The following is a 20,669-nucleotide window of genomic DNA, read 5'->3' as shown; positions in this document are numbered from 1 at the left end:
CCCTAGCCACCGGTCATCGACATGAAGCGCACCAGCTTTTTCGGCTTCTCGCTGAATTCATGTCGCTCCGGTTTCAGTTCTATCGCCGCGCGGATCGCCGCTTCCAGTTCGGCGTCGCTGACGCCGGCGCGCAGCAGAGGGCGCAGCTCAAAGCTTTCTTCCTGGCCCAGGCACATGTAGAGCGTGCCGTCCACGGACAGCCGTACCCGGTTACAGGTGGCGCAGAAATGTTGGGAAATGGGCGTGATCAGGCCCAGCGAGAAACCGCCGTCCCGGGTTTTCCAGTAGCGGGCCGGGCCGCCCCCCAGGGTGGCGGCCTGTTCGACCAGGTCGAATTCGGTTTGCAGCTGACGCAGCACCGGCTGCAAGTCCAGGTAACTGGCGGCGCGGCCGGTGTCGCCCATGGGCATGGCTTCGATCAGCCGCAGCACGAAGCCATGCTGGATACAGAAGGCGACCATGGCGCCGATGTCGGCGTCGTTGACGTCCTTCATCGCCACCATATTGATCTTGATCGGGGAAAAGCCGGCCTCCTTGGCCGCCATCAGCCCTTCCATCACCCGCGGCAGGCTGTCGCTGCCGGTGATGTCGTGCACGCAATCGCGGCGCAGCGAGTCCAGGCTGACGTTGACGCGGCTGACTCCGGCGGCGCGCAGCGCCTGGGCGTGGCGCGCCAGCTGAGTGGCGTTGCTGGTCAGCGACAGGTCGTTGAGGCCGGGCAGCGCGGACAGGCGCGCCGCCAGCTCCGGCAGATTGCGGCGCAGCAGCGGTTCGCCGCCGGTCAGCCGCAGCCGCCGCGTGCCCAGGCGCGCGAAAGCCGCCACCACGCGTTCTATCTCGTCGAAGGTCAGCCAGTTGGCCGGCTCTTCGAAGCCTTTGAAGCCTTTGGGCAGGCAGTAATTGCAACGCAGGTCGCAACGGTCGGTCACGGACAGACGCAGGTATTCGATGGAGCGCCCGAAGCGGTCGGTAAGCATGAGTTCCTCCATGGCAGCCAATGATACCGCTTAGTCGCAACCAAGTGGCCCGGCTGTCGCCGCCAATCTGATATTTCCTGATTCCATTTTACTAGCTAGCCCAACAATTCGCAGTCCAACCAAAGCACGCCGGCCCCTAGTCACTTGTGACTAGGGGCCGGCCGGCGAAATGCGAGCGCAGGATGAAGGGAACAGGCGCGTCCGGCGATCAGGAGCGACCCCGTGGTAAATCGGCGCTCAGGCGTGTTTGAACTTGTCCACCAGATCCACCAGCTCGCTGGCCGAGGCATTGAGGCGGTCGGACAAATCCGCCACCTCCTGCACCAAGCCGGAATTCTCCTCCGCCAGCGAGGCGATCACACTGATATTGTTGGCCACCTCGCCGCTAGCCGCGGTCTGCTGCGCCATCGCCACCGCGGTGCCCTGGCTCTTGGCCGCGGCTTCGCTGGCTTCCTGGTGGATTTCATCCAGGTCGTGCACGGTCTGCCCCACCAGCTCCAGGCCGGACTCCATGCGCTGGCGCGCCTCCTGCATGTGGTGGGCGGCGGTCTGAGTCTCGCCGCGGATATCCTCGATCAGCGATGTGATGTCCAGCGTCTCCTTGCCGGTGCGCTCGGCCAGTTTGCGCACCTCGTCCGCCACCACGGCGAAGCCGCGGCCCATCTCGCCGGCGCGCGCCGCCTCGATCGCCGCGTTCAAGGCCAAGAGATTGGTCTGGTCGGCGATCTCGCGGATGGCGGTGATGATGGAGCGGATGTCTTCGGACTTCTGCTGCAAGGATTCTATCCGGCCGCCGGCGTCGTCCAGCACCGTCGAGGTCTGATTCATCGCCTGCGTGGTGCTCCGCATGCGTTCGCGGCCGTCGCTGACGCTGCTCTGCATCTGCTGCGCCACGTTCAGCGACAGCCGGGTGTTGGCGCTGACCGACTCGATGCCCGCGCTCATCTCCTCCACCGCCGCGGCGATGCCGGCCGCCGACTGGCTCTGGGTTTCAGAAGCCTTGGCGGCGCGATGGGAAATCGCCAGCATCGCGTGCGCCGCCTCCACCAGGCTGTGGGCGTTGTGATTGACTTGGTTCAGGGTGCGGGCGAAGGCCTCCACCAAGTGGTCGAAAGCCTTGCCCATGCGCGCGATTTCATCGTGACCGCGGATGTCGGCGCGCGGCCTCAGGTCAAAATCCCGGCTCATCGAGGTCATCAGCAGTTCCAGCCGCTGCACCGGCACATGGATGCCGCGATAGATGGCGAAACCCAGGCCGCCCAGGGCCAGAATCACCAGGGCGGAGCCGCCCAGCGTCACCCACAGGTCGACGCGGGCCTGGGACACCTTGGCCGCCACCAGGCCGGCCAGATCGGACAGCAGCTTGTCCTGCAGCGTTTTCAGCGCGCCGATGCGCTGGGTCGCCGCCTGAAACCACGCCGCCGGCGCCACGCCTGCCGGCTGGCCCAGGGCCTGGCCCAAGAGTTTGTCGCGCAGCGCCTGCAAGGCCTTGGCCTCGTCGCCGCCTTCCACCGCGTCCATCTGGGCGCGCAGCGTATCGTCCGCCATCAGCCGCAGCTGTCCGGCGCAGGCGTCCTGCTTGGCCTTGAGGCCCACCGCCTGGGCAAAGCCTTTTTGATCGAACACGCCGCCGTTGAGCACGCCGTTGACGTAGCCGCGCTCGCGGCCGGCGAACTCCTTCTCGCATTGCAGGCTGAGCAAGGCCGCGGTGCTGCGTAGCAGATCGCCGTCGCTATTGGCCTGCGCCAGCTTGGCGATCAGGCCGATCAGGGCGTCGATGCGGCCGGAATAGGCGGCGAAGGCCTCGGCCGCCGGCGTCGCGCGTTTTTCCACGCTGTCGCGCAGCTGGGGCAGACCGTCCAGCTGACTGCTCAGGGCGGACAGATCGCCGGCCAGGCTGCTGGCGGCGTGATTGGCCGCCTCGTCGCGGAAGGCGGCCAGGTCCTTGTCGCTGACCGCGCGCGCCTGCTGCAAGGGCGGCGGCAAGCCGGCGGCCTGGCCGCTGAGGAAGCCGTTGCTCAGGCCGCGTTCGGTCTGCAAATCGTGGATCAACTGGCTGGAACGCGCCGCCACCTGGATCAGGCGATCCGAGCGTTGCAGTTCCGACAGGGTCTGGAAGCGATCGACGGCCAGCACCGAGGCGAGGCCGATCAGGGCGGCGGAAAATGGCAGCAGCAGCAATAGCAGCTTGCTGGCGAGGGATAGCCTGGACAGCATGGCGGGCTCCGATCTCTATCGACTGTTTCTCTTGATTTTCCATGACAATGGAAACCAACATCCATCAATATAGATCAAGCCCGGCTCATGCTGAATACTGCAATGGGTTTAATGCCAATGGCCGGCTGGACAGCCGCGGCGGCTCAGCAACGGCCTTTCTTGGCCTGGCCCGGCGGGCAGAAATAGCCTTTGTCGCGATGATGGCGATGGCGGTGCTTGCGATAGCGGCGGCCGTCGTCGTCGCGGCGTTCCGACGCCGCCGGCTTGCCGTAGTCGTGGCCGATGGCCGCGCCGGAAGCGCCGCCCACCGCGCCGCCGATGATGGCGCCGTTGCGGCCGCCCACCGCCTCGCCCACTGCCGCGCCGGCCGCGCCGCCCAGCGCGCCGCCAACGATGGTGGAGGTGTCCGCCAGGGCGGTGGAGGCCAAACCGGCCAGGCTCAGCGATAAGATGACAAGTGCGCGTTTCATGCGGCTAACTCCTGAATTTAAACGGATGAGGCAGCTTAACCGTTTGGTTGACAGCCGGCTGTTTCGAATTGTTAGGAATTGTTCTCTCTTGTTATCGCTTCACAACTTATCGAATTTATATGTAGCCGGACGGCATGAAAAACGGCGGAGCATCCAAAGATGCCCCGCCGCGACCTCATGCTGAATCTTGGCAAACCCGCCGGATCAACCCCGCGGCCGCACCAGCTGCCAGGCCCGGCCCAGATAGGTCACCGCGCCGAAGCCGCTCCACACGTGCACCAGACGGGTGAACGGGAAGATCACGAACAAGCTCATGCCCATGAACAAGTGCGCCTTGAACACCGGCGAGGCGCCGACGATGAAGATGGCCGCATCGCCGCGCAGGGTGACGATGTGCTGGGCCCAGCTCATCAGCAACACCATCTCGTGGCCGTCCAGATGCTGCGCCGACACCGCGATGGTGCTGAGGCCCAGCAGCAAGGTGGCCAGAATCCACAGCAACACTAACTTGTCGCGCCAGGTGGTGTTGGCCGCCAGCCGGTCGCAAGTGAAGCGGCGGTGCAGCAAGATCAGGATGCCGATCAGGCACAGGCCGCCCATGATGCCGCCGGCCGTCATCGCGAACACTTGCTTGAAGCTGTGGCTGACGCCCAGCGCGTCCCATACCGCCACCGGCGTCAACAGGCCCACCAGATGGCCGAAGAACAGGCCGATGATGCCGAGGTGGAACAGGATGTTGCCCAGCCGCAGCTGGCCGCGGTACAGCAGTTGCGAGGATTCGCTCTTCCAGCTGTATTGCTCGCGGTCGAAGCGGATCAGGCTGCCCAGCAGGAACACCGCCAGCGCGATGTAGGGGTAGATGCCGAATACGAATTGGTGCAGATAGTTCATGTTGCTCTCCTGGCAGCGGGATTCAGCCCTGCGGCCGCTGCGGGTAAAAGTTCACCGGAGCGATGGCCGGCCGCGCCGGCTTCAGCAGCGGCTCCACGCCGTCCGCGCCGGGGCCGAAGGTCTCCAGCATCTCGTCCATGTCGCGTACCGGCGGCACGGTCAGCGCTTCCGGCTCCACCGGCGACAGCAGCACCAGCCCCTGCAGCACGCCGGCGTAGTGGGAATGGCTGTCGGCCAGCTTGCCGGCCACGTGGGCGATCACATGCACCGCGTCGGAGAGCAGCCGGGCGGCCTCCTCCGGCTGGCACTGCGCCAGGAACTCCAGGAACAGCGGCAGATAGTCCGGCAGCTCGTTCGCCGCCGGCTCCAGGCCCTGGGCCTGGTATTCGGCCAGCAGATCCACCATGGCCTGGCCGCGGGCGCGGTCCTCGCCGTGGATATGCTCGAACAGATGCAGCGAATGGCTGGGGTTGCGATCGAAGGTCTGCACATAGCGTTCTTGCAGCGTGATCAGATCCTCGCCCTCCAAGGACAGCAGCAAGGGCTCCAGTAGCCGGGCGATGCGCGGCTCGGCCGCCACCTCGGCGCGGATGTCGTCCGCCGCCGCGATCAGATCCGGCTCCGGGTAGCACAGCAGCGCCGATAAGGCCTGATAGATGCGCATGGCGTTCTCCTTCACTGACCGGAATTGGACTTGCGGTCGCGCCGCATGTCGTGGAACACGATGGGGGTGGCCTTCTTCTTGCCGAACAAGCTGGCCTCGGACTCGCCGCCGGAGCAGCCGTTGCCGAAGGTGAAGCCGCAGGACGCCTTGTCCTCGAAGGTGTTTTCCACCAGCTCCTTGTGGCTGGACGGAATCACGAAGCGGTCTTCGTAATTGGCGATGGCCATCACCTGATACATCTCCTCCACCTGGGCCGGGTTCAGATGCGTGCCCTTGAGGGTGGCGGGGTCCGACACCTTCTCCACGCTCTTCTTGCGCATATAGCGCCGCATCGCCACCATGGTTTCCAGCGCCTTCACCACCGGCTCTTCCTTGCCGGCGGTCAGCAGATTGGCCAGGTACTGGATGGGGATGCGCAGATCCTTGACGTCCGGGATGATGCCGTTCTCGCCGATCAGGCCGTTTTCCATCGCGGACTGGATGGGAGACAGCGGCGGGATGTACCACACCATGGGCAGGGTCCGGTATTCCGGGTGCAGCGGGAAAGCCACTTTCCACTCCATCGCCATCTTGTAGACCGGGGAGCGCTGCGCGGCGTCGATCCAGCTTTGCGGAATGCCCTGCTTTTGCGCCTCGGCGATCACTTCCGGCGCGTTCGGGTCCAGGAACACGCCCAGCTGCGCCTCGTACAGGCTCTTCGGGTCTTCCACCGCGGCGGCTTCGTCTATCTTGTCGGCGTCGTACAAGAGCACGCCCAGGTAGCGGATGCGGCCGACGCAGGTTTCCGAGCACACCGTCGGCTGGCCGCCCTCGATGCGCGGGTAGCAGAAGGTGCACTTCTCGGCCTTGCCGGAGGTCCAGTTGTAATAAATCTTCTTGTACGGGCAGCCGGACACGCACATGCGCCAGCCGCGGCATTTGTCCTGATCGATCAGCACGATGCCGTCGTCTTCGCGCTTATAGATGGAGCCGGACGGACAGGAGGCGACGCAGGCCGGGTTCAGGCAGTGTTCGCACAGGCGCGGCAGATACATCATGAAGGTGTTCTCGAAAGCCGAGTACATTTCCTTCTGGATGCCCTCAAACAGGGCGTCCTTGCTGCGCTTGGAGAATTCGCCGCCCAAATCGTCCTCCCAGTTCGGGCCCCATTCGATCTTGTTCATCTTCTTGCCGGTCAGCACCGACACCGGCCGCGCGGTGGGCGGCGTCTTCATCTCCGGCGCGTTCTGCAGATGTTCGTAGTCGTAGGTGAACGGCTCGTAGTAATCGTCTATCGCCGGCATATTGGGGTTGGCGAAGATATTGCCCAGGATTTTCAGCCGGCCGCCCTGGCGCGGCTCCAGCTTGCCATTGGGCTTGCGCACCCAGCCGCCCTTCCACTTCTCCTGGTTTTCCCATTCCTTGGGATAACCGATGCCGGGCTTGGTTTCCACATTGTTGAACCAGGCGTATTCGACGCCGTCGCGGCTGGTCCAGACGTTTTTGCAGGTGACCGAACAAGTGTGGCAGCCGATGCACTTGTCCAGATTCAACACCATGCCGATTTGAGCGCGGATTTTCATTGTTGCTCTCCTGCCGGACTATCCATCCAGTCCACTGAGTTCATCTTGCGCACCACCACGAATTCGTCGCGGTTGGCGCCCACGGTGCCGTAGTAGTTGAAGCCCCAGGACAGCTGCGCGTAGCCGCCTATCATGTGGGTGGGCTTGGTCACCGTGCGGGTCACCGAGTTGTGGATGCCGCCGCGCTTGCCGGACACTTCCGCGCCCGGCACGTTCACGATCTTCTCCTGAGCGTGGTACATCATCGTCATGCCCTGCGGCACCCGCTGCGACACCACGGCGCGGGCGGTCAGCGTGCCGTTGGCGTTGAACACCTCGATCCAGTCGTTGTCCACGATGCCGGCCTTCTTGGCGTCGTCCTCGGACAGCCACACGTTCGGGCCGCCGCGGCTCAGCGTCAGCATGCGCAGATTGTCGGAGTACGTGCTGTGGATGCCCCATTTCTGGTGCGGGGTCAGGAAGTTCAGCACCAATTCGTGATTGCCGTTGCCGTGCTTGCCCAGCACCGCCTGGGTGGTTTTCAGATCCACCGCCGGCTTGTACACGCACAGGCCTTCGCCGAAGGCGCGCATCCACTGGTGATCCTGGTAGAACTGCTGGCGGCCGGTGATGGTGCGCCAGGGAATCAGCTCGTGCACATTGGTGTAGCCGGCGTTGTAGCTGACTTCTTCGCTTTCCAGGCCGGACCAGGTGGGCGAGGAAATGATCTTGCGCGGCTGCGCCTGCACGTCGCGGAAGCGGATGCTGTCGTGCTCGCGCGGCTTGGCCAGATGGGTGTGGTCGCGGCCGGTGATCTTGGACAGCGCGTCCCAGGCCTTCACCGCCACGTGGCCGTTGGTTTCCGGCGCCAGGGTCAGAATCATCTCGGCGGCGTCGATCGCGGTTTCCAGCTTGGGCTGGCCCTTGCCGGCGCCCTGGCTCGCCACCTGGTTCAGGCCGCGCAGGATGTCCACCTCATGGCCGGTTTTCCAGTTGATGCCCTTGCCGCCGTTGCCGGCTTTTTCCAGCAAGGGACCGATGGTGGTGAATTTGTCGTAGATCGCGCCGTAGTCGCGCTCCACCACCGTCATCTTGGGCATGGTCTTGCCCGGCACCGGCTCGCACTCGCCTTTTTTCCAGTCCTTGGGATCGAAGGGCTGGCCCAGTTCTTCCGGGGTGTCGTGCATCAGCGGGGTCAGCACCAGGTCCTTCTGCACGCCCAGATAGTCCTTGCCGATCTCGGACAGCTTCTTGGCGAAGCCCTTGTAGATCTCCCAGTCGGTGCGCGACTGCCACAAGGGTTGCACCGCTTCGGACAGCGGGTGGATGAAGGGGTGCATGTCCGAGGTGTTGAGGTCGTCCTTCTCGTACCAGGTGGCGGTGGGCAGCACGATATCGCCGTACAAGCAGGTGGTGGACATGCGGAAGTCCAGCACCACCAGCAGGTCCAGCTTGCCTTCCGCCGCCGGCCGCACGGTGATTTCGGTGGGCTTGATGCAGTCGTCTTCCGAATTCAGCACCGCGTTCTGGGTGCCCAGCAGGTATTTGAGGAAGTACTCGTGGCCCTTGCCGGAGCTGCCCAGGATGTTGGAACGCCACACGAACATATTACGCGGGAAGTTCTGCGGGTTGTCCGGGTCGTTGCAGGCCAGGTCCAGCTTGCCGGACTTGAGGCCGTCCACCACGTAGGCGGCGGCGTCCTGGCCGGCGGCGGCCGCGGCGCGGGTCACCTCCAGCGGATTGGCGGACAACTGCGGCGCGGACGGCAGCCAGCCCATGCGCTCGGCCTTGGCGTTGTAGTCGATCAGCGCCATGCCGGCCATGCGGCCGTCGGCGGTGGGCGCCAGGATTTCGCCTACGCCCAGTTTTTCATGCCGCCACTGGCTGGTGTGGGCGTAGAAGAAGCTGGTGCCGTTCATCTGCCGCGCCGGGCGGTTCCAGTCGCCGGCGAAGGCCAGCGGCGCCCAGCCGGTTTGCGGGCGCAGTTTTTCCTGGCCCACATAGTGGCACCAGCCGCCGCCGGACTGGCCGATGCAGCCGCAGAGCATCAACATATTGATGATGCCGCGGTAGGTCATGTCCATGTGATACCAGTGGTTCAGCGCCGCGCCGACGATGACCATGGATTTGCCCTGGGTCTGATCGGCGTTCTGCGCGAACTCGCGCGCCACCTGGATCACCAGTTCCGGCTTCACGCCGGTGTGCTTCTGCTGCCAGGCCGGGGTGTAGGGCACGTCGTCCATGTAGTCGACGGCGACGTTGCCGCCGCCCAGGCCGCGGTCTATGCCGTAGTTGGCCGCCATCAGGTCGAACACCGTGGCCACCAGGGTTTCGCTGCCGTCGGCCAGACGGATGCGCTTGGCCGGCACATTGCGGGTCAGCAGTTCATCGTGCTCGGCGCCGAAGTAAGGGAAGCCCACGCCCACCACCGCGTCGCTTTCTTTGATCAGCGACAGCTTGGCGGACACCTCGCGGCCGTTGCCGCCGTCCTTCTGCTCCAGGTTCCACTTGCCGGCCTTGCCCTCGGCCTGGCCCCAACGGAAGCCGATGGAGCCGTTGGGCGCGACGATGTCGCCGCTGGCTTCGTCGATCAGCAGGGTTTTCCAGTCCGGGTTGTTGTCTTCGCCCAGGCTGCCTTCCAGATGGGAGGCGCGCAGGAAGTAGTCCGGAATGTAGCGCTCGCCGTCTTGCTTCAGCGCCACCAGCATCGGCATGTCGGTATAGCGGCGGATGTAGTCGCTGAAGTAGCCGGACGGATTATCGAGGTGGAATTCCTTGAAGATCACATGGCCCATCGCCATTGCCATCGCGGCGTCGGTGCCCTGCTTGGGGGCCATCCAGATGTCGCCGAACTTGGCCATTTCGCCAAAGTCGCTGGACACCGCCACCGTCTTGGTGCCCTTGTAGCGCACCTCGGTGTAGAAGTGGGCGTCCGGGGTGCGGGTCATCGGCACATTGGAGCCCCACACCATCAGATAGGTGGAGTTGTACCAGTCCGCGGATTCGGCCACGTCGGTCTGCTCGCCCCAGGTCTGCGGGCTGGCCGGCGGCAAATCGCAATACCAGTCGTAGAAGGACAGCGGCACCCCGCCGATCAGGCTGAGGTAACGGCTGCCGGCGGCGTAGGACACCATGGACATCGCCGGAATCGGCGAGAAGCCCACCACGCGGTCCGGACCGTATCGCTTGATGGTGAAGGCGTTGGCGGCGGCCACGATCTCGTTGGCCTCGTCCCAGCTGGCGCGCACGAAACCGCCCTGGCCGCGCTTGGACTTGTACTGCTTGGCCAGTTCCGGCGTCTGGCTGATCTTTTCCCAGGCCTCCACCGGGCTCAGGGTCTGGCGCGCCTCGCGCCACAATTTGGCCAGCCGGCCGCGGATCATCGGATATTTGACGCGCTGGGCGGAGTAGACGTACCAGCTATAGGACGCGCCGCGCGGACAGCCGCGCGGTTCGTGATTGGGCAGGTCCGGCCGGGTGCGCGGGTAATCGGTCTGCTGGGTTTCCCAGGTGATCAGGCCGTTCTTCACATACACCTTCCAGCTACAGGAGCCGGTGCAGTTCACGCCATGGGTGGAACGCACCACCTTGTCGTGCTGCCAGCGCTGGCGGTAGGCGTTTTCCCAACCGCGATCCTCGTTGACGACGGCGCCGTGACCATTGGCAAAGGTGGAGCGGGTCTTGCCCAGGAAATTCAAACGGTCGAGAAAGTGACTCATCTTGCCTCCAAATATCGGGGTCCGCGCCGCACGGGCCGGCGGCTCCAGCCACCGGGGGAAACGGACCTTTTCACTTGATTGCAAGCTTAGAACGCGGCGGCAAGCGCCGACATTCGCCGAAGGTCGACGCCGGACGGCGCATTGGCACTAGTCACGGTTAGTACTTTGGCGAGACGAACTAGCCAGAAAGAACTAGTGGCGATATTCGACCCTTGCCGCCGAAAAATAAAATGTTATAACATAACAAAAAACGCGAACAGCCAAAGGCCTTCGCCACCCGCATCGCCCTCACCTAATCGGACCCCATGCCATGACGCCCACGCCCCCCTCCTCCGCCGCGCTAGACGCCAGACTGCCGGTCACCGTGCTGTCCGGCTTCCTCGGCGCCGGCAAGACCACCTTGCTCAACCACATCCTCAACAACCGCGAAGGCCGCCGCGTGGCGGTGATCGTCAACGATATGAGCGAGGTCAATATCGACGCCGCCCTGGTGCGTGAAGGCGGCGCCGCGCTGTCGCGCACCGAGGAAAAACTGGTGGAGATGAGCAATGGCTGCATCTGCTGCACCCTGCGCGAAGACCTGCTGCTGGAAGTGTCGCGGCTGGCGGACGAAGGCCGCTTCGACCAGCTGGTGATCGAATCCACCGGCATCGCCGAACCGCTGCCGGTGGCGGAAACCTTCACCTTCGCCGATGAGCAAGGCCGCAGCCTGGCCGACTCCGCGCGGCTGGACACCATGGTCACCGTGGTGGACGCCTGTCACTTCCTGCGCGACTACGCCTCGCGCGATCAGCTGCGGCAACGCGGCGAATCCCTGGGCGAGGCCGACGAACGCACGGTGGCGGACCTGTTGATCGAACAAGTGGAGTTCTGCGACGTGATCGTGCTCAACAAGACCGATCTGATCGACGCCGCGGACAAGGAACGGCTGGCCGGCATCCTGCGCCAGCTCAACCCGCGCGCCCGCATCGTCGAAGCCCGCTTCGGCCAGGTGCCGCTGGACGCGGTGCTCGACACCGGCCTGTTCGACTTCGACGCCGCCGCCGACGCCCCCGGCTGGCTCAGCGAGCTGCGCGGCGAGCACACGCCGGAAACCGAGGAATACGGCATCGCCAGCTTCGTCTACCGCGCGCGCCGCCCCTTCCATCCGCAGCGCTTCTTTGAACTGGCGCAGCGGGAATGGCCGGGCGTGCTGCGCTCCAAGGGCTATTTCTGGCTGGCCAGCCGCCCGGCCCACGCCCAGCTGTGGTCGCAGGCCGGCGCGGTGTGCCGCCACGAGCTGGCCGGCCAGTGGTGGGCCGCCACCCCTCGCGAATACTGGCCGCAGGACGAAGACAGCCTGCGCCAGATCGAAAGCCACTGGCGGGACGGCATCGGCGACGCGCGTCAGGAACTGGTGCTGATCGGCATCGCCATGAACGAAGCCGAACTGCGCCGGCAATTGGACGACTGCCTGCTGGACGAGGCCGAAATGGCCGCCGGCCCGGCCGCCTGGGCGCTGCTGCCGGACCCCTTCCCGCCGCTGGACACCCTTGCCGAGGACGCCGCATGAACGCCCCGCTGCCCGATATCGCGCGCAGCGGCGCCGCCGCCGCGCTGCTGCCCTTGAACTGGGTGGGCATGGACGGCATCGCGCTGCCGCTGCGGCTGGCGGACGCCGCCCACGGCTGCGTCGCCGCCCGCGCCAGCGTGCAAGTCAACCTGCCCCGGCCGGCGATCAAGGGCATCCACATGTCCCGGCTCTACCGGCTGCTGCAAGCCCACGCCGACGCCGCGCCGCTCAGCCCGGACGCCCTAAGCCGGCTGCTGCGGGCGATGGCGGACAGCCACGCCGACTGCGGCAGCGACGCCGCCCGCGCGGAATTCCGCTTCGAACTGCTGTGCCAGCGCCCGGCGCTGGCCACGCCGGGCCTGTCCGGCTGGAAGGCCTACCCCGCCGCGCTGGGCGCCGAACTCGACGGCGACGGCTGCCGGCTGTGGGCCGAGGTGGAAATCGCCTACTCCTCCACCTGCCCCTGCTCCGCCGCGCTGGCGCGCAGGCTGATCGCCGACGCCTTCCGCCAACAGGAGCGCGCGGCCACGCCGGACGCGGTCTACGACTGGCTGCTGGAACACGCCACCCTGGCCACCCCGCACAGCCAGCGCAGCCAGGCGCGGCTGCGCTTCGACATCCCCGCCGACGCCGCCGGCTGGGAGCTGGCGATGCGCATAGACCTGGCCGAACAAGCGCTGGCCACCCCGGTGCAAACCGCGGTCAAGCGCGCCGACGAACAAGCTTTCGCCGCCCTCAACGGCGCCAATCTGATGTATGTGGAAGACGCCGCGCGCCGGCTGCAAGCGGCGCTGGCCGGCCACGGCCTGAGCCGGGTCGACGTGCGCCACCAGGAAAGCCTGCACCCGCACGACGCGGTGGCGACCAGCCAACTCTCATAAGCAATCCACGATCTCGCGAGCAAGAGCGAGACAAGGCGAGAACAGCGGAGAAAGCGAAATGTACATACGGTACATGAGCATTTCGAAGATGTTCTCAACGCCGTATCGCCGCAGCGCAGCAGATCGTGAACACACTCTCAGGGAGCAGCGCTTGATACGCAAGAACCCCTCCGGCCACCTGCCGGTGATCGCCGAATCCGCCTACGTCGACAAGACCGCCATCCTCTGCGGCAAGGTCATCATCCACGACCATGTCTTCATCGGCCCCTACGCGGTGATCCGCGCCGACGAAGTGGACGCCAACGGCGAGATGGAAGCCATCGTCATCGGCCCCCACTCCAATATCCAGGACGGCGTGGTCATCCACTCCAAGGCCGGCGCCGCCGTCGCCATCGGCGCGCACACCTCCATCGCCCACCGCTCCATCATCCACGGCCCCTGCGCCGTGGGCGAACGCGTCTTCGTCGGCTTCAACAGCGTGCTGTTCAACTGCCGCGTCGGCGACGGCTGCGTGGTGCGCCACAACGCGGTGGTGGACGGCTGCGAACTGCCGGCCGGCTGCTACGTGGCCTCCACCGAACGCATAGGCGCGGCCAGCGACACCGCGCGCCTGCCCAAGGCCAGCGTGTCCGCCGCCGAATTCTCCGAAGACGTGCTGCGCGCCAACAGCGAACTGGTGCGCGGCTACAAAGCGCTGCAAAACGAGTTCTGAATGAGCGACATCCTGATCCGCAACGCCCGCCTGGTCAGCGACGGCCGCGAGTGGGAAGCCGACCTGCGCGTCGGCAACGGCCGCATCCGCCGCATCGATGCCAGCCTGCCCGGCCGCCCCGGCGACATCGACATCGACGCCGCCGGCCAATGGCTGCTGCCCGGCATGATCGACGACCAAGTCCACTTCCGCGAACCCGGCGCGCCGCACAAGGGCAGCATCGCCAGCGAATCCCGCGCCGCGGTGGCCGGCGGCGTCACCAGCTTCATGGACATGCCCAATACCCGGCCGGCCACCACCTGCCTGGACGCGCTGGCGGACAAGGAAAGCCGCGCCGCCGCCCACTCCGTGGCCAATTACAGCTTCCACCTGGGCGCCACCCGCCACAATCTGGCGCTGATCGCCGCGCTGCCGCCCAACCGCGCCGCCGGCGTCAAAGTGTTCATGGGCGCCAGCACCGGCGACCTGCTGCTGGACGACCCAGCCGCGCTGGAACGGCTGTTCGCCGCTTGCCCGCTGCCCATCCTCACCCACTGCGAACACACGCCGCGCATCCGCGAGCGCGAAGCCGCCTGGCGGCTGCGCTTCGGCGACGACATCCCGCCGAACCAGCACCCGCTGATCCGCGACGCCGAAGCCTGCTACCAATCCACCCGGCTGGCGGTGGAGCTGGCGCAACGCCACGGCAGCCAGCTGCACGTGCTGCACCTCAGCAGCGCACGCGAACTGGAGCTGTTCCCTCCCGGCCCCGTCGCTGGCAAGCACATCACCGCCGAAGCCTGCGTCCACCACTTGCTGCTGGACGACGGCGACTACGCCCGCCTGGGCCACCTGATCAAATGCAATCCGGCGATCAAAAGCCGCGCCGACCGCGACGCGCTGCGCCAGGCGCTGCGCGACGGCCGCATCGACCTGATCGGCACCGATCACGCGCCGCACGCCTGGGAGGAAAAACAGCAGCCCTACACCCAGGCGCCGGCCGGCCTGCCGCTGGTCCAGCACGCGCTGCCGGCGCTGCTGGAACTGGTGGCCGACGGCGAACTGACGCTGCCGCAACTGGTGGACAAGACTAGCCACGCGGTGGCCACCCGCTTCGCCATCGCCGAACGCGGCTATCTGCGCGAAGGCTATTGGGCCGATCTGACGCTGGTGCAGCGCCTGCCCGCGCCGCGTCCGGTCTGCCGCGATGCCCTGCTGGCTCATTGCGGCTGGACCCCCTTCCCGCATCTGGCCTTCCGCCACGCGGTCAGCGCCACCATCGTTTCCGGTCAATTGGCTTGGTTCCAGGGCCGCATCCAGCCGGACTGCCAGGGCCTGCCGCTGCGGTTTGTGCGTTGAGGGCCGGTTCAAGACCTGCTGTCCGCGGGTTCCCGAAGCCGCTGCCGGTGGGTATCGCCGGTGGCTCCACCCACCCTACGGACTGACGCCTCACGCTGCGTCCCCTGGGTAGGGTGGGTGGAGCGCAGCGATACCCACGCGGAAAAAGCCGACAACCCTATCCTATGTACGAGCAGGACATCAACCGACGCCAAAAACGCAAAAAGCCGCCGTTTGTCGCCAAACGACGGCTCAAGCTTTCCCCGGCGGGGATCACCCGCCGCTTAGCCTTGCCATGCCCTGCCAGCGCGCTATTGAGACGCCCGCATACTCCGGCCAAGGCGCCGCCACCGTCTTGCCATGCGGCGCGGCGACATACAGGCCGGAGGGGCGCAGCAAGAGACTCCGCGCTTAGCGCCGCTCACAAAACCTCGCAGAGAACCTGAGCCAAGGCGCGCCGACGCAGGCAGTACAAGTCGTACGACAAGGAGGCGCAACGCAGGATCAGGGGTTTTGTTAGCGGGTCTTAAGCGCGACGATAAGCAACGCTCATCTGGTCAGGGTCGGGGGAAAACAAGGTTCGCGGAACGCGATTCGAATCAATCATGATGACGTCTCCGATATGGGTTACACCTGCTTCCCGCTGCTAAACGGAAGCGGCAGGCACCTGACAGGGTTAGCAGACCGGCATATCGGAACCGGCAGCCCACGGGGGGCTCCCCGCCAGCGCCTGCCATGTACGCGTGCGCCGACACAGACAATGCCGCGCGGAGGCGGCATTGTCTGCCGATATGCTTTTAGGAGCTGCTAAACCCACTTGTGCCGAGATTGCGACGGCACGCGGGGATTGTTGGCGAGCGGGGAGGATAAGTCAAGGCGGCGCGGCCCACGGCCTGACCGTCTCGGGCATTTGTCGCACCGGCACCATCTTGGCCCCTCAAACAAGGGCGGCAGGCGTCTGGCAGGGTTAGCAGACCGGCATCTTGGAACCGGCAGCCCGCGAGGGCTCCCCGCCAGCGCCCGCCATTGACTCGTGCTCCGACATGAACGATGCCACACGACGGCTGACAGAATCGGTTGGCAAGCCAGCCGGATACCTCAAGACAACGCAGAATGGAGGCGGCAGACGCCTGACAGGGTTGACAGACCGGCATATCGGAACCGGCAGCCCGTGAGGGCTCCCCGCCAGCGCCCGCCATTAACACTTATGCCGATACCGACCATGCCGCGCGATAGCATGGCGAAAAGGGTTGGCTAAACGGCCAAATACGTCAAGCCAAGGCGGTCTAATTGAAACCGCATCGCCATTCCGCCTCCTCCCCTCAATAAAAACCCGCGGCCAATAAAATGCCACCCACATTTAAATATCTATACATCATATAAATAGAAACAACAATAAAGTCCTTACAAAACCATCTTTATTTAATACTTTCCTATAAAGCAATTTAACAATTAAAATCAATGACATAGGTCTGTAATTATTTACCATTGACCTTAAAAAACAAACACCGGAATACTGTAAATATAAAATTCAATCATTTACAAAAATGATCACAACAATGGCTCGCTCGCTTCATTCCATCACTTAGGAGCGCCATATGCGATTGTATAAAAGCCTTGCCCTTGCCGCGGGCCTGATTCCCTTATTGTCCGCGTGCGAGACCGACGAAGCCAGCCCCTTTTCCACCGGATCGGTACAGACCGCCAGTTTCAAGCAGGCCGCCAGTTCCGTCATCAAGACCGATTTCGAAATCTTCAAGCAATGCGCGGACAACTGCATTCTCTCGCCGGCGGAACCGGGTAAATTCATCAGCACCTCATTGCCGCTGCAAATCACCCCGTCGCCGGACGAAGGCGTGCTGTATTACTCGATGTTCGTGCAAGACCGTCTCATCGCCGCGGCCAATAATAGCGCCACCATCAAGATCGACAACTTCGCCAAGGTCCGGATCAACGACGGCCAAAGCACCGGCCACGCGCCGGGCACTTTGACCATTGAACTGGCAGCCCCGGACGGCAAGGTCAAGACATTCACCCATAAGCGCCGCACCGAATGGTTCACGCTGAATTGGGTGGTGCCCATCGGCAAAGACGCGCCCACCAGCATCAAGCTGTTCATCATGGACATGGACAGCAATAAGAAGATCGTCGATCACTCGCCGCTGTACAGCGTGGACCTGGACAACGCCGCGCTGCCGCGCTGGCCGGACAAGGCCAAGCTGGCGTTCAGCTCCGCCAATCCAAGAAACGACATCATCCTGTCTTGGCCGGGCGTGGGCTACACCGCCGCGCCCACGCAGCACAACCGGCAAAAGCGCTGGAGCGAATGGCATAGCGGCGTCCTGCTGTGCTGGCTGGACCCGCTGGACGCCATCTACAACTACGTCACCCAAAACCGCTGCCAGTTGAACAAGACCTGGGAAGGCAAGCTGTACCAGGTGGTGGCCGGCAAGCCGCAGATCAATGAATTCAAACCGCTGGCCAAAGCGCCCATCCAGCACCGGGTGCACTTCAGCAAGGAAAACGCCTTGGGCGCGCTGTCCGCCCACCGCGTCTGCGGCATCCCGCTGGAATCCCTGGCCCGCAGCCGCCAGCCCAGAGGATGGGAAGAGCTGTCCGCTTGCGGCTTCCGGGTGGAAAACATCGTCGGGCTGTACATCGCCACCCGGCTGTCCTTCGACCGTTTCCGCCAGGTGGTCGATGACTTGATCCATTCCCGCCCGGTCAGCGGCGCGCAAGATCCGGAGGCGCTGGAGCAATTGGGCACCGCGGTGCGCGAAACGCCGGAACTGGCCCGCGAAGGCCTGGCCGAGGCGGAAGCGCGCTTGAACGCCTATCGCGCCAACCACGCCGGCGCCAGCGCCGACGACGCGCAAAGAGCGGACGTGCTGTCCCTGACTTGCCCGGCCGACAGCGAGCCTTGCGCCGCCGCCAACGCCGACGGCGCCCACGTCAACCGCGAGTACCACCCCGGCTCAAGCTTCTTCGCGCCGGGCGAGCCGGTGGAATTCCTCGCCAACGGCACCACCAGCAACTGGAGCCAGGAGCGCCTGCTGGCCACCCATCAGCAGCTGCTGGACCAGGGCTATGTCTTCGCCGGCTATCACGGCGGCTCCCGCGCCGCCGCCACAAGCATCGTCACCGCCGGCATCACCCGCCGTTCCCAGGATCTGCAGCCGATCTGGCGCGGCCTCTATATCGCCGGCGATCCGAACGTCGCCTACGGCTACGCGCTGGACAACGACTCCGGCGCCACCGGCATCATGATGCGCGTCTACGTGCCCAGAACCGCCCTCTCCCGCCTGTTCCGCACCAGCCAGCCGCTCAGCGACGAGGCCGCGGCGCTCAGAGAGATCAGCCGCTTGCTCGGCCGCAACGTCACCTTGAACAGCCTCTTGGGCTATGAGTCGATCACCGGGCCGCAAGACCCCGGCGAAGCGGATGAAACCATTCTGGGCTGGGATCTGGCGGAACACGCGGTAGCGATTCCGTCGATGATTCAGGGCAACAACAGCGTGCGGCCCATCAATGTGCCGGACTACGAGAAGAAGATCAGCGGCCTGCCTGACTACGTCACCAAGCGCTGACCACCATCAGGCCCTGGGAAAGCTCTCAGGGCCTGTTTACGATCTGCTGTGCGTCGTGGAGCGTTACACGGTGAGTACCGCTTCAGAATGCTCCTGTACCCTATGTACATTCCGCTTCTTCAGCCGCAACACCTTGTCTCGCTCTTGCTCGCAAGAACCTAAACAGACTCTCACGGCCCTGACGCAAAAAAAGCCCGCTGTTTCCAGCGGGCCAAGTCTTACCCCAATTTTAATCAAGCGGCTCAAGCCTCCGTGGCGGCCAGTTCGCGCCGCGCATCCGGCGCTGGCCGCGCCAGCAGCTCCATCCACTTGCGGCAGGCGGAGAGCAGGATCACCAGGCCCAGCGCCAGCATGGCGATAGAGATGGCGGCGTTGAACAGGTTGTAGCCCTTGGCCGCCGGGTTCAGGTAAACGTGCTTGATCATCCAGTAACCGGCGTAATTGACGGTGACGTAGAGATAAGCCAGCGGCAGCAGGCAGGTCATCATGTAGGCGCGATTGTGCGACAGCCGCAGGATGATGGTGGCGCCGATGATCAGGCCGATGGACGCCATCAGCTGATTGGACACGCCAAACAAGGCCCACACGGAGTTGATGTCGCCGGAGTTCAGCAGATAGCCCCACAGCAGGCAGGCCACCACCGAAGCGCCGATAGCGCCGGGCATCCAGTCAGTGCGCTTGAGCGGCGCCCAGGCGTCGCCGACGAAATCCTGGATCAGATAACGGGCGACGCGGGTGCCGGAATCAATGGCGGTGAGGATGAACACCGCTTCGAACATCACCATGAACTGGAAGAAATAGGACGCCAGATTATGGAACCAGGGAATGCGGGTGAAGATGTCCGCCATGCCCACCGCCAGCGTCACCGCGCCGCCGGTGCGGCCGTACAGGTCCAGGCCGATCTCCTGGGACAGCTGCGGCAGGTTCACCACCTGCATGCCCAGCTTGGCGAAGGTGTCCGGCGCGGAGTTGATGGCGAAGTAATCCGCCGGGTGCAAGGCGGTGGCGGCGATCAAGGCCATCACCCCCACCACGCATTCGGCCAGCATCGCGCCGAAACCCACCGGCAGGATGTCGCTCCAGCGGTCTATCTGCTTGGGCGTGGTGCCGGAGCCGATGAAGGCGTGGAAGCCGGAAATGGCGCCGCAGGCGATGGTGATGGAGATGAACGGCCATACCGGGCCGGCCAGCACCGGGCCGCCGCCGTGGATGAACTGGGTAACGGCCGGGAACTGGATTTGCGGGTTGATGAACACCACGCCCACCACCAACAGACCGAACACGCCTATCTTCATGAAGCTGGACAGACAAGCGCGCGGGGTCAGCAGCATCCACACCGGCAACGCGGTGGCGAAGAAGGCGTAGACGGGCAGCAGCAGGGACACGGTGGACGCCTTCAGCGTCAGCAGCTCGCCCAGCGCGGTGCCCTGGATGTAGGGGCCGGCGAACACACAGGCCATGATGGCGGCGACGCCGACATAGCTGGCGTTCTTCATATTGCCGGTGACGCGCTCCCACAGGCCGACGGCGATGGCGATGGGAATGGTCATGCTCACCGCGAACGCGCCCCAGGGATTGCGCTCCAGCGCGTGCACCACCACCATGGACAGGCCGGCCATGGTGATGGTGATGATGAACAGCATGGCCAGGCCGGTGCACCAGCCGGCCCAGGGGCCCAGCTCGGTCTTAGCCACTTCCGACAGCGATTTGCCGTGATGCTTCATCGAGGCGAACAACACCACGGTGTCGTGCACCGCGCCGCCGATCACACAGCCTATCAACAGCCACAGCATGCTGGGCAGATAGCCGTACTGGGCGGCCAGCACCGGTCCCACCAGCGGACCGGCCGCCGCGATGGCGGCGAAGTGGCCGCCAAACGCCACCCACTTGCTGGTGGGCACATAATCCTTGCCGTCCTTTAACTCATGCGCCGGGGTCACGGCGCTATCATCGACACCCAATACCTTGCGCGTGAAGAACACCCCGTACAGGCGGTAGCAGATGGCAAGTATGCAAAGGGTGGCGATCACGAAGGTCAATGCGTGATCCATTTTTATCAGCTCCGGTGATAGTCTCACCCGGAACTTACGCGCGGGCGCGGTCTCCGTGGGGCGGAAAGCAGCTCAGCGGCCGCATGGCGT

13 protein-coding genes are annotated in these 20,669 nt (G+C 64.7%); 5 read left to right on the top strand and 8 right to left on the bottom strand.

From position 1 onward, the window contains the following. Nucleotides 1–2: 2 nt before the first annotated feature. The 7 genes from moaA to AB1Z25_RS05955 form a co-directional block, all read right to left on the bottom strand. Nucleotides 3–977: a GTP 3',8-cyclase MoaA gene (gene moaA, locus AB1Z25_RS05985; protein ID WP_235089544.1), complete on the bottom strand. Its 975-nt coding sequence runs from the start codon at nt 975–977 to the stop codon at nt 3–5. Between the two features lie 237 nt (nt 978–1,214). Further along, the gene (locus AB1Z25_RS05980; RefSeq protein WP_235089545.1) at nt 1,215–3,194 is read right to left on the bottom strand and encodes a methyl-accepting chemotaxis protein; all 1,980 of its coding nucleotides are present in this window, start codon (nt 3,192–3,194) and stop codon (nt 1,215–1,217) included. A gap of 143 nt (nt 3,195–3,337) precedes the next feature. Further along, nucleotides 3,338–3,664, bottom strand: a complete 327-nt coding sequence (locus tag AB1Z25_RS05975; protein WP_107799002.1) for a glycine zipper domain-containing protein — start codon at nt 3,662–3,664, stop codon at nt 3,338–3,340. Between the two features lie 204 nt (nt 3,665–3,868). Then, a complete protein-coding gene (narI, locus tag AB1Z25_RS05970; RefSeq protein ID WP_107799001.1) occupies nt 3,869–4,555 on the bottom strand; it encodes a respiratory nitrate reductase subunit gamma in 687 nt (228 codons plus the stop codon). A 22-nt stretch (nt 4,556–4,577) separates the two neighbouring features. Then, a complete protein-coding gene (gene narJ, locus AB1Z25_RS05965; RefSeq protein ID WP_235089547.1) occupies nt 4,578–5,219 on the bottom strand; it encodes a nitrate reductase molybdenum cofactor assembly chaperone in 642 nt (213 codons plus the stop codon). Between the two features lie 11 nt (nt 5,220–5,230). Further along, a complete protein-coding gene (narH, locus tag AB1Z25_RS05960) occupies nt 5,231–6,781 on the bottom strand; it encodes a nitrate reductase subunit beta (RefSeq protein ID WP_107798999.1) in 1,551 nt (516 codons plus the stop codon). Beyond that, complete coding sequence (locus AB1Z25_RS05955) at nt 6,778–10,479, bottom strand: nitrate reductase subunit alpha (RefSeq protein WP_486636807.1); 3,702 nt, start codon at nt 10,477–10,479, stop codon at nt 6,778–6,780. The genes narH and AB1Z25_RS05955 overlap by 4 nt, the downstream gene beginning before the upstream one ends. 310 nt (nt 10,480–10,789) lie before the next feature. Between AB1Z25_RS05955 and zigA the strand changes: the two genes are divergently transcribed. From zigA to AB1Z25_RS05930, 5 genes are all read left to right on the top strand, one after another. Continuing rightward, the gene (zigA, locus tag AB1Z25_RS05950) at nt 10,790–12,031 is read left to right on the top strand and encodes a zinc metallochaperone GTPase ZigA (RefSeq protein WP_486636806.1); all 1,242 of its coding nucleotides are present in this window, start codon (nt 10,790–10,792) and stop codon (nt 12,029–12,031) included. Then, nucleotides 12,028–12,912: a GTP cyclohydrolase FolE2 gene (folE2, locus tag AB1Z25_RS05945; RefSeq protein ID WP_486636805.1), complete on the top strand. Its 885-nt coding sequence runs from the start codon at nt 12,028–12,030 to the stop codon at nt 12,910–12,912. The genes zigA and folE2 overlap by 4 nt, the downstream gene beginning before the upstream one ends. Nucleotides 12,913–13,063: 151 nt before the next feature. Beyond that, nucleotides 13,064–13,624 carry an LbetaH domain-containing protein gene (locus AB1Z25_RS05940; protein WP_486636804.1) on the top strand — a complete coding sequence of 187 codons (561 nt, stop codon included), beginning with the start codon at nt 13,064–13,066 and terminating at the stop codon, nt 13,622–13,624. After that, a complete protein-coding gene (locus AB1Z25_RS05935) occupies nt 13,625–14,962 on the top strand; it encodes a dihydroorotase (RefSeq protein WP_486636803.1) in 1,338 nt (445 codons plus the stop codon). Nucleotides 14,963–16,539: 1,577 nt separating this feature from the next. Further along, a complete protein-coding gene (locus AB1Z25_RS05930) occupies nt 16,540–18,528 on the top strand; it encodes an exotoxin A binding domain-containing protein (protein ID WP_486636802.1) in 1,989 nt (662 codons plus the stop codon). A gap of 242 nt (nt 18,529–18,770) precedes the next feature. Here the strand turns inward: AB1Z25_RS05930 and AB1Z25_RS05925 are convergent, their stop codons facing one another. Beyond that, on the bottom strand, nt 18,771–20,579 hold the full coding sequence (locus AB1Z25_RS05925; protein ID WP_486636801.1) for a carbon starvation CstA family protein: 1,809 nt from the start codon (nt 20,577–20,579) through the stop codon (nt 18,771–18,773). Nucleotides 20,580–20,669 lie beyond the last annotated feature (90 nt).

The sequence above is a fragment of the Chromobacterium sp. HL1 genome (genome assembly GCF_057418835.1).
Note: the sequence above shows the minus strand (reverse complement) of the source record. Positions and strands in the feature narration are given on the sequence as shown.

Coding starts and splice junctions, on each gene's coding strand:
- AB1Z25_RS05980 (WP_235089545.1), bottom strand. CDS start 3,194: ATGCTGTCCAGGCTATCCCTCGCCAGCAAGCTGCTATTGCTGCTGCTG.
- AB1Z25_RS05935 (WP_486636803.1), top strand. CDS start 13,625: ATGAGCGACATCCTGATCCGCAACGCCCGCCTGGTCAGCGACGGCCGC.
- AB1Z25_RS05925 (WP_486636801.1), bottom strand. CDS start 20,579: ATGGATCACGCATTGACCTTCGTGATCGCCACCCTTTGCATACTTGCC.
- AB1Z25_RS05975 (WP_107799002.1), bottom strand. CDS start 3,664: ATGAAACGCGCACTTGTCATCTTATCGCTGAGCCTGGCCGGTTTGGCC.
- narH (WP_107798999.1), bottom strand. CDS start 6,781: ATGAAAATCCGCGCTCAAATCGGCATGGTGTTGAATCTGGACAAGTGC.
- zigA (WP_486636806.1), top strand. CDS start 10,790: ATGACGCCCACGCCCCCCTCCTCCGCCGCGCTAGACGCCAGACTGCCG.
- AB1Z25_RS05955 (WP_486636807.1), bottom strand. CDS start 10,479: ATGAGTCACTTTCTCGACCGTTTGAATTTCCTGGGCAAGACCCGCTCC.
- folE2 (WP_486636805.1), top strand. CDS start 12,028: ATGAACGCCCCGCTGCCCGATATCGCGCGCAGCGGCGCCGCCGCCGCG.
- moaA (WP_235089544.1), bottom strand. CDS start 977: ATGCTTACCGACCGCTTCGGGCGCTCCATCGAATACCTGCGTCTGTCC.
- AB1Z25_RS05930 (WP_486636802.1), top strand. CDS start 16,540: ATGCGATTGTATAAAAGCCTTGCCCTTGCCGCGGGCCTGATTCCCTTA.
- narJ (WP_235089547.1), bottom strand. CDS start 5,219: ATGCGCATCTATCAGGCCTTATCGGCGCTGCTGTGCTACCCGGAGCCG.
- narI (WP_107799001.1), bottom strand. CDS start 4,555: ATGAACTATCTGCACCAATTCGTATTCGGCATCTACCCCTACATCGCG.